Genomic DNA, 14,326 nt, shown 5'->3' with positions numbered 1-14,326 from the left:
TTTTCAGTATATACGAGAGTTAGCTCGCAGATATGCTACCATTTTTCAAAAACTTATCTAGTCAGGGGCACAATAGGAAGTGTGACAATACTAACAGAATAATTAAAAACGGTTACTTATCAAACCGTGAATCACGTAATGCTTCTTTGACGCGCTTCAAGTTATCTCTGAATTTTGGCCCTCGGCGTAAAATAAATCCTGTGGCAAGAATATCAATAATAGTGAGTTGGGCAAGGCGGGAGATCATCGGCATGTAGATATCAGTATCTTCAGGCACATCAAGCAAAATGGGAAGGGTGGCTTCAAAAGCTAAAAGTGAGCCAGGTGTCGTAATTGCAATTACTGAAGCATCGTTTTCGCGTGCAATTTTAGCTATTTCAACAAGATTTTTAGTACGCCCCGTATGTGAGATAACAACGACAACATCACCATCAGTGCTATTAATACAGCTCATACGTTGCATAACAACGTCATCAAAGTAAGTGACAGGAATATTAAAACGAGAAAATTTGTTCATGGCATCGTGAGCAACGGCGGCTGATGCACCCAAACCAAAAAAGGAGATCTTTTTAGCTTGAGTCAGAATATCCACTGCGCGATTAATGGCAGCGATATCAATATTTGTTTTGACGTTTTCTAATCCAGCCATGGCGGATTCAAAAATTTTATTGGTATAAGAAGAGACCGTATCAGAATCATCAATATTACGATTGACATAGGGAGTGCCGTTGGCAATGCTTTGTGCTAATTGTAATTTAAAATCAGGGAATCCCTTCGTTGCCATACGACGGCAAAAACGATTAACGGTGGGTTCGCTGACATCAGCCGTTTTAGCCATTAAGGCAATGCTAGAGTGGATAACAGTTTGTGGCGCAGTTAAAACAGCCTCAGCCACTTTTTTTTCTGATTTACTCAAGATGTCCAGATTAGACTGAACCCTTTCCAATATATTCATTAAATATACAGATCCTAGGCTTTGCCAATTTCAATAAAAGGAGAAATCTATAACGGTTTTATGAAAATATACTACGCAAAGAACAAGGCTTGCAGTGTAAACCATCGGTAAACAGGGCTTTTTTCGTTAAAGTATGACGTGTGTCTAACTTTCAAAGTTGAAAACAAGAAACAAAACTGTTGTAAAGTTACAAGAAAGGATAAAACACGAGACATAAAATGAAGCATTACAATATCTGTGGTAAGTTAGAGACTAAAATGTGTGAGCGTATTTACTGAATACACCCAAAAGAGTACATTAATACAAAATTCTGTAACAAAATTACAAAATCTCATCATGAGGAGACGTACTATGGCAGCGATATCGACTGCTCAGGCCTGTGATCTGGTTATCTTCGGTACGAAAGGGGATCTCGCACGCCGTAAGCTTATTCCATCATTATATCAATTGGAAAAAGCAGGATATATTCACCCTGACTCTCGCATTATTGGTGTAGGCCGTGCCGATTGGGATGCTGAGGCATATAAAAATGTTGCCCACGAAGCATTAAAAACCTTTTTAAAAGAAGAAATTAATCCTGAAATTTGGCAGCGTTTAAGTGATCGCTTAGATTTTTGTAATCTTGATGTCAATGAAACAGATCATTTCATTGAGCTATCAAAGCACCTAAAACAAGACAAATTACCGGCTATTTATTACTTTGCAATGCCACCCAGTACCTTTAGTGCAATGTGTAAAGGGTTAGGTCATGCAAAACTTAATAAAGAGCCAAATCGTGTTGTGATGGAGAAACCATTAGGCACGGATTTAGCGTCTTCTGTTTCTATTAATGATAGTGTGGCGAAATATTTTAAAGAGAGTCAAATTTATCGTATCGACCACTATTTAGGTAAAGAAACGGTTTTAAACCTATTAGCACTGCGCTTTGCTAACTCTCTCTTTGTTAATAATTGGGACAATAAAACGATTGATCATGTCCAAATTACGGTTGCAGAAGAGGTTGGCATCGAAGGGCGCTGGGGATATTTCGACCAAGCGGGTCAAATGCGTGATATGGTACAAAACCACCTGTTGCAGATCTTAACGATGATTGCAATGTCCCCGCCTGCTGATTTAACCGCAGATAGTATTCGCCAAGAAAAAGTGAAAGTCTTACGTTCATTACGTCGTATTGATAATACTAATATCCGCGAAAAAACGGTGCGTGGGCAATATACGGGAGGCTTTGTTCAAGGTAAGAAAGTGCCTGGTTATCTTGATGAAGACGGTGCAAATAAAACCAGCCATACAGAAACCTTTGTGGCTATCCGCGCTGATATTGATAACTGGCGTTGGGCTGGTGTTCCGTTTTATCTAAGAACAGGTAAACGTCTGCCAAGTAAATGTTCAGAAGTTGTGGTTTATTTTAAAAAACCGGCATTAAATATTTTTAGTGAGACTTATCAAGAGCTACCACAAAATAAACTAACTATTCGTCTACAGCCAGATGAAGGTATTGATATTGAAGTGCTGAATAAAGCACCGGGTCTTGATCATAAACATCGTTTACAAACGACGAAGCTGGACTTGAGTTTCTCTGAAACATTCAATCAAACACATTTAGCGGATGCTTACGAACGCTTATTATTAGAGGCAATGCGTGGTATTCAAGCATTATTTGTACGTCGCGATGAAGTAGAAGAAGCATGGAAATGGGTTGATTCAATTATCAATGCATGGGAATGCGATAATGAACTGCCAAAGCCTTATCAAGCTGGTACATGGGGGCCTGTTGCATCTGTTGCAATGATCACTCGTGATGGGCGTTCATGGAATGAAATTGAATAATTAATTTCGATTGTCGATTATAAAGAAAAACACCCAGTTAAGCTGGGTGTTTTTGTCTTTGGTCAATATCTTTAAGCATAATTACAGCAATTTAGATGAATAAAACTGCTGAAAGAACAGAAAACGCCTGATTAACTATGCAATCTGATTTTGCTTAGAAACTAAAACTCAAATAAAACCAATCAATTAACAAAAAAATTTTGCGAAAAGGCATTGCTTTAAATAATTCGGCATGATAGAAATATCATGTAACATTTAACCATCTTATATGAGGGTTCGGAGTATATCGTGCGGATGGTCTGTGCGATGAAAGAATAAATAATCATGACTAGCGCCAAAAGCGTCAAAGTTAAACGTTCTACCTATAAGTTATTCCTTTCTGCTATTTTATCCAGTGAACACTACTGGTGTGGCGCATTATAGAAATCTCTCATCTTAATTCCTGACACAATCAGGAAATGACGTTGCCTTAACGTTCGGCTTTTATTGCCGCCAGAAAGACTATCTACATATTCTCTATCTTCCTGCGCAAGAAACGTTTCGGCGTATTTCAAATGTGTATGAGAGATGAAAAAATGATTTATTGGATATTTTTAGCATTAGCTATTGTTTGTGAAGTTATTGGCACTTTATCAATGAAGTACGCCAGTGTAAGCGGTGGTTACACCGGAATGATAGTAATGTGGTTAATGATTGCCACTTCCTATATCTTTTTAGCCATAGCCGTTAAGAAAGTGGCATTAGGTGTAGCATATGCACTGTGGGAAGGTATTGGAATTGTCATTATTACGACATTTAGCGTTCTGTGGTTTGGTGAATCACTGTCACCATTAAAGTTAGGTGGTCTAGCGATGTTAATTGCAGGGATCACACTTATCAAATCGGGTACTAAAAAATCGGCTGTTGCGAAGAAAACAACAGATTCGGTAAAAAGTATCGCGGGTAAAGCCAAGTATGTTGCGAGTGCTGTAAAAGGAGCAAATAAGTCAATTCCTGCCAATATCAAGGAGGCTTAATTATGTTAGCTCAATTTGAATGGTGGCATGGTGCATTTTTAATATTGGCTGTAGTACTTGAAATCGTTGCAAATATATTTTTAAAAATGTCTAACGGCTTTAGCCGAATGGGATTAGGAATATTATCACTGGTTTGTGTTTTAGGTGCTTTTAGCGCACTAGCAATGGCGGTCAAAGGGATCGAGCTTTCGGTTGCTTACGCCTTATGGGGCGCTTTCGGAATTATTGCAACTATTGCCGCCGGTTGGATTTTATTTAATCAACGACTTAATTATAAAGGATGGGGGGGGATTATATTATTACTGGTTGGTATGGTAATGATTAAGTTTGCCTAAATCTAATTAACAGAATAAATGATATTTTGATAATGTTCGAAATCTAATTATCACAGCAAAGTCAGAGACAATAAAAAAGCTGAATTTTTATAAATTCAGCTTTTTTGTTATCTCTACAAATTTAATCTATTTGGAACGATATCTATAAAATTTAATTTTTTCTTCGTTGCCCTAAAAGTAAGCCCATGTTTGCGAATACCAAAAGGGAGGAACAAACGCGATTAAAAATACGTTTAGATTTAGGTTTCACTAAAAGTTGTTGCATATGCAAACTTATAGCTACATAAAGCACAATGGCAATAAATTCGAGCAGTAGAAAGAGCGTGCCTAAAATTTTAAATTGGTAGCCAAAAAATTTTATGGGCCTTTTGAGTTTTTCTTAACATTTATGGGAACGAGCCATATTGCTGAAGTATATGGTAATGAACATTTATCAGATTATTATCTTGATTTAGCCGATAAATTAAATTCAAAAAATAAGCACCCATAAATCCGGGTGCTAATAACAGTGCAATTACATTGCCGCAATAATTTTAATTTCGACTTTATATTCAGGATGCATTAATTGTGCTTGCACAGTACAACGTACAGGCGCGCTACCTTTAGCCACCCATGCATCCCATGCTTTATTCATCCCTTCAAAGTCGGCTTTATCAGCTAAAAAGATTGTCACATCAAGAATTTGAGTTTTATCAGAACCTACACGCTGTAATAAGACATCGATTGCCGCTAATGTGTCTGCTGTTTGTTCAATAATATCGCCTGATAAATTCTCTGGTACAGCGGTGTAATAAATAGTGTCATTATGAATAACCGCTTCAGACCAGCGATCTTCGGGGTCGATACGTTTAATTGTCATTGCGTTCTCCTTTGTATTAACGGCATAGGTGGTACTTTTGATTATCCACTGGCATAATTTACGTCTTATTTTATAAAAAGAGTATGCCTGTGTCAGACGATTTTGCAGAAAACGGGATTTTAACCCGAACTATTCCTGGATTTCATCCCCGTGAAGCTCAACGACAAATGGCGAAATCAATAATAGATATTATTGATAAGCAGGGTGTACTTATTGCGGAGGCTGGTACGGGAACAGGGAAAACCTATGCTTACCTTGTACCTGCTTTGCGTTCAGGTAAAAAAACCATTATTTCAACAGGTTCTAAAGCCCTACAAGATCAACTTTATAATCGAGATTTACCAACGATCATTAAAGCCATTAATTACGATGGCAACACAGCATTATTAAAAGGGCGCTCAAATTACCTGTGTTTAGAACGACTTGATCAACAAATGCTCAGTGGTGGTGATCTGGAAGCTGAAGTATTGTCTGATGTGATGTATATACGTCAATGGTCAACACAGACAGAAGATGGTGATGTTAGCCGTTGTCACAGTGTTGCAGAAGATAGCCGAGTTTGGCCTCTAGTTACGAGTACTAACGATAACTGTTTAGGAAGTGATTGCCCTCGTTATAAAGAGTGCTATGTTCTAAGCGCACGTAAAAAAGCAATGGATGCGGATGTCGTGGTGGTTAATCACCATTTATTTATGGCGGATACTGTCGTTAAAGATACCGGTTTTGGTGAACTAATTCCGGAAGCTGAAATTATGATCTTTGATGAAGCTCATCAAATTCCGGATATTGCCAGTCATTATTTTGGTCAACAACTGACGAGTAGACAACTTTTTGATCTCGCTAGAGATATGACCGTTGCTTATCGCACAGAAGTACGCGACCAAGTTCAATTGCAAAAAAGTGCCGATCGATTAACACAAATGGTCATGGATTTTCGCTTAGTATTAGGAGAAACAGGCTATCGAGGGAATTTACGTGAACTGCTACAAGGTGGTGAAACAAAACGTTTTCTTACGTTGCTTGATGATGCGTTAGAACTAAGTTATGACGTCATGAAGCTCTCATTAGGGCGAAGCCAATTACTCGATAGCGCCTTTGAACGAGCCACGATTTATCGTAACCGCTTAAAACGCCTAATTGATACTACAATTCCTGGTTATAGCTACTGGTTTGAAAGTTACGGTCGTCATTTTTTACTGGCTATTACGCCACTTTCTGTTGCAGATAAATTTCGTGAATTAATTAAATCACATAAAAGCAGTTGGGTATTTACCTCGGCAACGCTTTCTGTGAATGAGCAAATGTCTTATTACACGGATAGATTGGGGTTAGAAAATGCCACAACGCTGATTTTAAATAGTCCATTTGATTATCAGCATCAAACATTACTTTGTGTTCCTCGTTATTTACCGCCATTAAATCAGCCTTATACTGCAAAACGTTTAGCAACGATGCTAACGCCTGTTATTTTAAAAAACCAGGGGCGCTGTTTTTTCCTCTGTACTTCACATGCCATGATGCGTGGACTTGCTGAAGAATTTAAAGTCAGTTTGCCTTTGCCTGTATTAATGCAAGGGGAAATGAGTAAAACACAATTACTGCAAAAATTTGTCTCATCAGGAAATGCACTGCTAGTGGCAACTCAAAGCTTTTGGGAAGGTGTGGATGTGCGTGGCGATACACTTTCTTGTGTCATTATTGATAAATTACCTTTTACGGCACCCGATGATCCTTTATTAAGGGCACGTATTGAAGATTGTGAATTACGGGGTGGTGATGCATTTCGCGATGTTCAAATTCCGGATGCTGTGATTAGTTTAAAACAAGGTGTTGGACGATTAATTCGTGATGTACACGATTATGGTGCGATTATCGTGTGTGATGATAGGTTGGTTTCTCGTGCTTATGGTGAGGTTTTCTTAAGCAGCTTGCCACCGTCACCACGCACTCGCTCACTCGAAAAAACGATGGAATTTTTGAGTCAACGCGCACAGCATGATGTAATACAAGAAATATCGGATTCATAATAGCGATTGTGCAGAATGTGTGTTTATTCTGTTGAACACTATTATGATATTATTCTTTCTCTTTTAATTATCGAATTTGCCGGAGTTATGGCGTGTCACTGCGAATTTTAGCAATTGATACTGCAACCGAATCCTGTTCGGTTGCAGTTTGGAATGAAGGCGTTGTTGCTTCACGTTTTGAAATCTCACCTCGTGAACATACACAAAAGATTTTACCTATGGTCAAAAGCGCCTTAGAAGAAGCGAACTTAACATTGCAATCATTAGATGCGCTCGCTTTTGGACGAGGCCCGGGTAGCTTTACAGGTGTTCGTATTGGTGTCGGTGTTGCACAAGGTATCGCGTTAGGTGCTGAATTACCGATGATGGGAATTTCTTCACTAGCTACCATGGCAGAAGGTGTATTTAGAACAACGGGCATCAAGCAGGTTTTAGTCGCAATAGATGCGCGTATGGGTGAAATTTATTGTGCACAATATCAGCGTAATGATAAAGGGATTTGGTTAGGCGAAGAAACAGAAGCGGTGATGAAACCTGAACACTTTGTTGAAGTTTTACAATCAACCACGGGCACTTGGGCAATGGCGGGGACAGGTTGGCAAGCTTACCCTGATTTAAAAGAGACATTGCCATTTACCGTTATTGAAACTGAAATTACACTGCCTGCAGCACAAGATATGCTACCGCTTGCTGTTACCGCTTGGCATGAAGGTAAAGCAACAAAAGTAGAAGAGGCTGAACCTGTCTATTTGCGTAATGAAGTGACGTGGAAAAAACTACCTGGCCGCGAATAGATTATGAGTATCTATTAGAAATCTCAGAGTAAAGCTATAATAGTATTATAGAGTAACGTCAATAATGACTTGCAATGAGGTGGTTTATGAAAAGACAATTAAACTACCGTTTAGTAAGCAAAGCGCTATTTTTGTCTGGTGCTTTGTTTCTAACGGGATGCGTCTCTATACCTGAATCAATAAAAGGAACATCAGCAACACCTGTCACTGATTTAAATGGTATTTTTGTAGCGCCTGAACTTTATGTAGGTCAAGAAGGTCGTTTTGGCGGACGTGTAATTGATGTTAAAAATCTTCAATCATCTACACAGCTAGAAATTGCCGTTATGCCACTTTCTCAATATGATGCAGCACCTGAATTACAACAACCATCTATTGGGCGTCTCTATGCAAATGTTATGCATTTCTTAGATCCTACTGATTATAAAAATCAGTATGTAACAGTTGTTGGTACTATCAAAGGTGTTGAGACAGGCAAGGTCGGTGACGCCAGTTATCCATTTTTACGCATGGATGTAACAGGCATGAAACGTTGGACTCTCACACAGCAAGTGATTATGCCAGCGCCTATGATGACATGGGGTTATTATGGTGATGGCCCATATTGGGGTTATTATCATGGATATGGTGGCTACGGTGGATATCCATATGGAACTGGTCAGGTCGTACCCGTTTTAGAATAAAAACGGGATTTGTGACTGCATGACGATATAATATTTTATCTCCATTTGGATGAAACGGTGTATAATTGATATCTATAATATATTAGGTAACTATCTAATAGCGTTATTAAAGTTGAATAAAAATAAAAGAGAGGGCGGTTTTGACCGCCTTCTTTTTTGTTAATCTAAAAATAAAATATTTAGTGACACACTTCGCATCTTCACAACAGAAAATTGTTTGTGCTGGTAGGATGAGTTAATACTTTGTTAAAAATAAAACATAATATTAACCAAGAAGTGCGATTAATCAGGAGTACTACTTTGGAAAAAGTCTGGCTTAAACGTTATCCGGCAGATGTCCCGGCTGAAATTGACCCGGACCGTTTCGCATCCCTTGCTGAGATGCTTGAAAACGCTGTCGCAAATTACGCAGATCAACCCGCCTTTATCAATATGGGCGAGGTCATGACTTATCGCAAACTTGAAGAGCGTAGCCGTGCTTTTGCAGCATACCTGCAAAATGGCTTAGGATTGAAAAAAGGTGATCGTGTTGCCTTAATGATGCCTAATTTATTGCAATATCCTATCGCGCTTTTCGGTATTCTTCGTGCAGGCATGGTTGTTGTAAATGTAAACCCACTTTACACACCAAGAGAACTTGAACATCAGTTAAATGACAGTGGTGCTAGTGCCATTGTTATAGTCTCTAACTTTGCGCATACGTTAGAAAAAATCGTATTTAATACCAGTATTAAACACGTTATTTTAACGAGAATGGGCGATCAGCTATCACGCCCTAAAGCGACCCTTGTTGATTTTGTTGTTAAGTATATCAAACGATTAGTCCCTAAATATAATTTGCCTGATGCCATTTCATTTCGTAGAGCAATGCATTTTGGCTATCGAATGCAATATATCAAACCTGAAATTACAGGTGGCGATTTAGCTTTCTTACAATATACAGGTGGAACAACCGGTATTGCCAAAGGCGCCATGTTAACGCATCGCAATATGCTGGCAAATCTTGAACAAGCCAAAGCGGCTTATGTACCTGCATTACATGTAGGTAAAGAGCTGGTGGTAACGGCATTACCGCTGTATCACGTCTTTGCTTTAACCGTTAACTGTCTGCTATTTATTGAGGTTGGAGGGAAAAACTTACTGATCACCAATCCTCGAGACGTTAAAGGAACAATTAAAGAGTTAGGGCGTTACCCTGTCACGGCTATTACAGGGGTAAACACACTCTTCAATGCTTGGTTGCAAAATCCAGAGTTTCGACAACTCGATTTTTCTAAACTCAACCTCTCTGTTGGCGGAGGTATGCCAGTACAAAGCAGTGTCGCCAAAGAGTGGGAAGAATTAACAGGTAAACATTTATTAGAGGGATATGGCCTAACGGAATGTTCCCCTTTAGTAACGGGTAATCCTTATAACCTGAAAAAATACAGTGGTAGTATTGGATTGCCTGTACCTTCGACTGACGTTAAGTTTATGGATGATGAAGGAAACGAAGTTGATCGTACTGTAGGCGGCGAGATGTGGGTTCGTGGGCCTCAGGTCATGAAAGGATATTGGAACCGTCCTGATGCCACTGATGAAGTTTTACATGATGGTTGGGTTGCCACGGGTGATATCGCGACAATGGATGACCAAGGTTTTATTCGCATTATTGATCGCAAGAAAGATATGATCTTAGTTTCAGGGTTTAACGTTTATCCCAACGAAGTCGAAGAAGTGGTTAGTGCTCACCCTAAAGTATTGGAATCGGCAGCAATTGGTGTACCAAGTAAGAGCTCGGGTGAGACTGTGAAGATTTTTATCGTCAAAAAAGACCTTACATTGACGGAAGATGAGGTAAAAACACACTGTCGTCGCTACTTGACAGGTTATAAGGTGCCTAAAATTATTGAGTTTCGCGATGAGCTACCAAAATCAAATGTTGGTAAAATTTTACGCAGAGAGTTAAGAAATGAAGAAAAACAGTTGAAAACCTCAACGGAATCTTGATACAACACTTAATAACCTTTTTCAATTTCGCCGGTTTATACCGGCGTTTTTGTCATTACATAAAAAGTCATTAGACATAAAAATAAGAGAAACTTGTTTTGAATTATCAATTGATTACGACAGACACTGCATTAGAAACTGCCTGTAAAGCCGCATCACAGGCTTCACAAATTGCTTTAGATACAGAGTTTGTCCGGATACGCACCTACTACCCACATCTTGGTTTGATCCAGATGTATGATGGTAAACAGATCTCTCTTATTGATCCGCTAGCAATAACCAATTGGACTCCCTTCGTTGAATTATTAACCCACCCAAATATCATGAAATATCTTCATGCAGGCAGTGAAGATCTGGAAGTCTTTTCTCACCAGTTTGGTTGTGTCCCCACACCGATGATTGATACTCAAGTGGTTGCCGCATTTTTGGGCTATCCGATTTCTTGTGGCTTTGCAACATTAGTTGAGAAATATGAAAATATTGCTCTAGATAAAAGCGAATCGCGTACGGATTGGCTCGCGCGTCCTTTAACAGAAAAACAGTGTCAATATGCCAGTGGTGATGTCTTCTATTTACTCCCTCTTGCTAAAAAGCTCATTGTAGAAGCACAAGACGCTGGTTATATGGATGCGATTACTGATGAATGTGAAATGATAGCAGAGCGTCGTCAAGAAATGGTTGTACCTGAGCTTGCCTACCGTGATATTAGTAATGCATGGCAATTAAAAGGCCAACAGCTAGCCTGCTTACAAATGCTTGCTCAATGGCGCTTAAATCAAGCTAAAGCTCGCGATATGGCATTAAACTTCGTTGTGAGAGAAGAGCATTTATGGTCTGTTGCTCGTTATCTTCCTTCCTCATTAGCAGAATTAGATGCTTTGTCGCTATCTGGGCAAGAAATTCGTTGTCATGGTCGTCGATTATTAGATTTTGTCGCGAAAGCGAAAGAAATGAAAGATGAAGATTGCCCTGAACCTATAAGCAATATCATTGAACAACCCAATTATAAAAAAGCGTTTAAAGCCATTAAGACGGTTATTCAAGAAATTAGTGAGGGAGAGCGTTATAACCCGGAGTTATTGGCTTCAAGAAGACAAATTAACCAGTTATTGAGTATTCACTGGAAAATAAAAGAAGGACAACCTGAACTTATTTCACGCTGGCGAAAAGCTGTATTAGAAGATAAATTGTCTGAAATTCTAGCGCAATATCCTTAATTTACTAAACGTTTATTTCTCCTATTAGTTGAATTATGAGATAAAACAAATCTACATAGTTCAATAAATAGACGAAGTTGATAAAATAGAAAGTAATGCATAATGGGAGTCTCTTTGGAGGCTCTTATTTTTTTGTACGTAAAAACACCTATAAAATAGGTGGTATTAACAATACATTAAATAGACAGACAGTAAAAATAAACACTCTTGTGGAATAAAAGAACTCCTTTGATTTATCGCTAATGATTAAAATAGCAACGAGATATAGCGCTATTTATGCATTCAGGTACATTCAGATTGTATATAATTAAACACAGAGCCAATCAAATTGATTATAGTTCATGGTTGGCCCTGTGAATAATGACTTATATAAAGCGTAAAATATGATTTACTTTGTCGGTTCTTCGCTTTCAGGTAAGGTCACATTTAGCTCTAATACAGAGATATCATCACCTTTTTGTTCAAATTGAACAGAAAGCATCTCTGGATCTATTTGCACATATTTACAGATAACACCTAATAAATCTCTTTTCATATCAGGTAAATAAGCTGGCTCGCTATCACCACGGCGACGTTCAGCGACGATAATTTGCAAACGTTCCTTGGCAATATTAGCTGTCGACTTTTTACGCGACAGGAAAAAATCTAGTAAAGCCATCTTTTACCCCCCAAAAAGGCGTTTCAGGAAGCCTTTTTTCTCTTCTTCAATAAAACGGAATGGATGTTCTTCACCTAACAAACGATTTACTGTATCTGAATAGGCTTTACCCGCATCAGACTCGCTATCTAAAATAACAGGTTCACCTTGGTTAGATGAACGTAAAACAGATTGGTCTTCGGGAATAACACCCAAAAGTGGAATGCATAGAATTTCAAGAACATCTTCCATGCTTAACATATCACCACGGCTCACTCGGCCTGGATTATAACGTGTTAATAACAGATGTTCTTTAATTGGGTCTTCACCGCGCTCTGCACGACGTGATTTAGAGGCGAGAATACCTAAAATACGGTCGGAGTCACGTACAGATGAAACTTCAGGGTTTGTTGTGATAACCGCTTCATCTGCAAAATAAAGGGCCATTAATGCGCCACTTTCGATACCTGCGGGAGAATCACAAATAATAAAATCAAAACCCATTTCATCGAGTTCATCTAATACTTGTTCTACACCATCACGAGTGAGCGCGTCTTTATCTCTTGTCTGTGAAGCAGGGAGAATAAATAAGTTTTCTGTACGCTTATCTTTAATCAATGCTTGATTTAAAGAGGCATCACCCTGAATAACGTTAACAAAATCATAAACAACTCTACGTTCACAACCCATGATAAGGTCTAAATTACGTAACCCAATATCAAAGTCGATAACAACCGTCTTATGACCTTTTTGAGCGAGGCCGGTAGAAATGGCCGCGCTGGAAGTTGTTTTACCAACCCCACCTTTACCTGACGTAACAACAATAATGCGTGCCATGGAGTGATTCCTTGTCGATGCTCTAAATTAAGTTCTCGATTGTTAATTCATTCTCTTGCAAACTCAGTTGTACCGATTTACCAACAAAGTCTGTAGGAATTTGGTCGCTTAGCCAATATTGACCAGCAATGGAAACAAGCTCAGCAGACAGATGTGTACAAAAAATATGACTCTCTTGATCACCCGATGCTCCTGCTAAGACACGTCCACGCAAAACACCGTAAACATGAACATTACCATCAGCAATTAATTCAGCGCCTGCACTTACATTACTCATAACGACTAAATCGCTATTTTGAGCATAAATACGTTGCCCTGAACGTACAGGAGTATGGATGATTTTGGTTTTTTGACGCACAACTGCCGGTGCTTCATTCGTTTTATCGTTATTTGCCTGAGTTGTTGGCTTCGCTATTTTACCCTCATTTAAGATAGGTAACTGTGCGGCAATTATCGCTTCTTTCTGTTGAGCGTCCGAACTGCCGCTAATTCCCACGACGCGTAAGCCAGCATCTTCTACAATTCGCCTCAGTTTTTTAAAATCAATCTTTTCATCTGCTAAAGCAGAGACATTGATAACTACAGGTGCGTTTTTCAGAAATTGAGGCGCTTGTGCAATTTTTTCTGAAATCGCCTGACGAATAACTTTCGGTGTTCCATCGTTTAAATGGAGTACTGAAAGGGTAAAATTACTGCCTTTTAACTCAATGGGCGTGTTTGACATCTATCTGACTCAGTAAATTTTTTATAATCTGGCACAAAAAACCAGAGACGATATTACGAAAGTATATAAGCATGTTATATTTACTAAAATATTCAGGCAAGTCGCTTATTTTAATAATTAGAGTTTAATGAAAATGATTTGTGCAATTTACCGTAGTACCAAACGTGATCAAACTTATTTATACATCGAAAAAAAGGATGATTTCTCCCGAATTCCGGACGAATTATTACAAAGTTTTGGCGAACCTCAGTTTGCAATGTTGCTTAATCTCGCGGATAGACAGCGTTTAGCGCATGCTGACATTGAAAAAGTCAAAAAAGCGTTAATTGATCAGGGATTTTACTTACAAGTTCCGCCACCTGTCGAAAGTATGTTAAATGCTTATTTAGATGAATTAAAAAAATCAGAAAAAACTGAATAAATCAT

The 14,326-nt window shown here is 38.7% G+C and carries 14 protein-coding genes; 9 read left to right on the top strand and 5 right to left on the bottom strand.

What is annotated here, in order from left to right:
• Window positions 1-112: 112 nt before the first annotated feature.
• On the bottom strand, window positions 113-955 hold the full coding sequence (locus tag GWI97_RS12470) for a MurR/RpiR family transcriptional regulator (protein ID WP_161752008.1): 843 nt from the start codon (window positions 953-955) through the stop codon (window positions 113-115).
• A 351-nt stretch (window positions 956-1,306) separates the two neighbouring features.
• Between GWI97_RS12470 and zwf the strand changes: the two genes are divergently transcribed.
• The 3 genes from zwf (at window position 1,307) to mdtI (ending at window position 4,133) form a co-directional block, all read left to right on the top strand.
• Window positions 1,307-2,782: a glucose-6-phosphate dehydrogenase gene (gene zwf, locus GWI97_RS12465; protein ID WP_036936662.1), complete on the top strand. Its 1,476-nt coding sequence runs from the start codon at window positions 1,307-1,309 to the stop codon at window positions 2,780-2,782.
• 575 nt (window positions 2,783-3,357) lie between these two features.
• Window positions 3,358-3,798 carry a multidrug/spermidine efflux SMR transporter subunit MdtJ gene (gene mdtJ, locus GWI97_RS12460; RefSeq protein ID WP_036938989.1) on the top strand — a complete coding sequence of 147 codons (441 nt, stop codon included), beginning with the start codon at window positions 3,358-3,360 and terminating at the stop codon, window positions 3,796-3,798.
• Window positions 3,799-3,800: 2 nt separating this feature from the next.
• Window positions 3,801-4,133, top strand: a complete 333-nt coding sequence (gene mdtI / locus GWI97_RS12455) for a multidrug/spermidine efflux SMR transporter subunit MdtI (protein WP_006536614.1) — start codon at window positions 3,801-3,803, stop codon at window positions 4,131-4,133.
• Window positions 4,134-4,647: 514 nt separating this feature from the next.
• On the opposite strand, the gene GWI97_RS12450 is transcribed toward mdtI, so the two are convergent.
• Entirely contained in the window at window positions 4,648-4,992 is a 345-nt protein-coding gene (locus GWI97_RS12450; RefSeq protein ID WP_036936665.1) for a RidA family protein, read from the bottom strand.
• An 83-nt stretch (window positions 4,993-5,075) separates the two neighbouring features.
• Here GWI97_RS12450 and GWI97_RS12445 point away from each other — a divergent pair, with 83 nt between their 5' ends.
• From GWI97_RS12445 to rnd, 5 genes are all read left to right on the top strand, one after another.
• Window positions 5,076-7,019: an ATP-dependent DNA helicase gene (locus tag GWI97_RS12445; RefSeq protein WP_087802345.1), complete on the top strand. Its 1,944-nt coding sequence runs from the start codon at window positions 5,076-5,078 to the stop codon at window positions 7,017-7,019.
• 92 nt (window positions 7,020-7,111) lie between these two features.
• Window positions 7,112-7,813, top strand: coding sequence for a tRNA (adenosine(37)-N6)-threonylcarbamoyltransferase complex dimerization subunit type 1 TsaB (tsaB, locus tag GWI97_RS12440; protein ID WP_036936668.1), 702 nt, complete (start codon window positions 7,112-7,114; stop codon window positions 7,811-7,813).
• 86 nt (window positions 7,814-7,899) lie between these two features.
• Window positions 7,900-8,496 carry a Slp family lipoprotein gene (locus GWI97_RS12435; protein WP_036936671.1) on the top strand — a complete coding sequence of 199 codons (597 nt, stop codon included), beginning with the start codon at window positions 7,900-7,902 and terminating at the stop codon, window positions 8,494-8,496.
• A 300-nt stretch (window positions 8,497-8,796) separates the two neighbouring features.
• A complete protein-coding gene (gene fadD, locus GWI97_RS12430) occupies window positions 8,797-10,485 on the top strand; it encodes a long-chain-fatty-acid--CoA ligase FadD (RefSeq protein ID WP_036936674.1) in 1,689 nt (562 codons plus the stop codon).
• Window positions 10,486-10,583: 98 nt separating this feature from the next.
• Window positions 10,584-11,702 (top strand): ribonuclease D, encoded by a 1,119-nt coding sequence (rnd, locus tag GWI97_RS12425; protein WP_036936677.1) that lies wholly within the window; start codon window positions 10,584-10,586, stop codon window positions 11,700-11,702.
• A 388-nt stretch (window positions 11,703-12,090) separates the two neighbouring features.
• Here rnd and minE read toward each other — a convergent pair whose 3' ends face one another.
• Genes minE through minC form a run of 3 tightly spaced genes read right to left on the bottom strand, consistent with a single transcriptional unit; the run spans window position 12,091 to window position 13,900 of the window.
• Window positions 12,091-12,360 (bottom strand): cell division topological specificity factor MinE, encoded by a 270-nt coding sequence (gene minE, locus GWI97_RS12420; protein ID WP_023582089.1) that lies wholly within the window; start codon window positions 12,358-12,360, stop codon window positions 12,091-12,093.
• A 3-nt stretch (window positions 12,361-12,363) separates the two neighbouring features.
• Window positions 12,364-13,176 (bottom strand): septum site-determining protein MinD, encoded by an 813-nt coding sequence (minD, locus tag GWI97_RS12415; RefSeq protein WP_036936680.1) that lies wholly within the window; start codon window positions 13,174-13,176, stop codon window positions 12,364-12,366.
• A 22-nt stretch (window positions 13,177-13,198) separates the two neighbouring features.
• On the bottom strand, window positions 13,199-13,900 hold the full coding sequence (gene minC, locus GWI97_RS12410; RefSeq protein ID WP_036936683.1) for a septum site-determining protein MinC: 702 nt from the start codon (window positions 13,898-13,900) through the stop codon (window positions 13,199-13,201).
• A 133-nt stretch (window positions 13,901-14,033) separates the two neighbouring features.
• Between minC and GWI97_RS12405 the strand changes: the two genes are divergently transcribed.
• Window positions 14,034-14,321, top strand: a complete 288-nt coding sequence (locus GWI97_RS12405; RefSeq protein ID WP_036938993.1) for a YcgL domain-containing protein — start codon at window positions 14,034-14,036, stop codon at window positions 14,319-14,321.
• Window positions 14,322-14,326: the final 5 nt, after the last annotated feature.

Origin of the sequence: Proteus sp. G2300 (genome assembly GCF_009915965.1) — a bacterium.
Classification (GTDB): Bacteria; Pseudomonadota; Gammaproteobacteria; order Enterobacterales; family Enterobacteriaceae; genus Proteus; species Proteus vulgaris.
The sequence above is the reverse complement of the archived record's forward strand: the minus strand, read 5'-3'. Positions and strand labels throughout refer to the sequence as shown.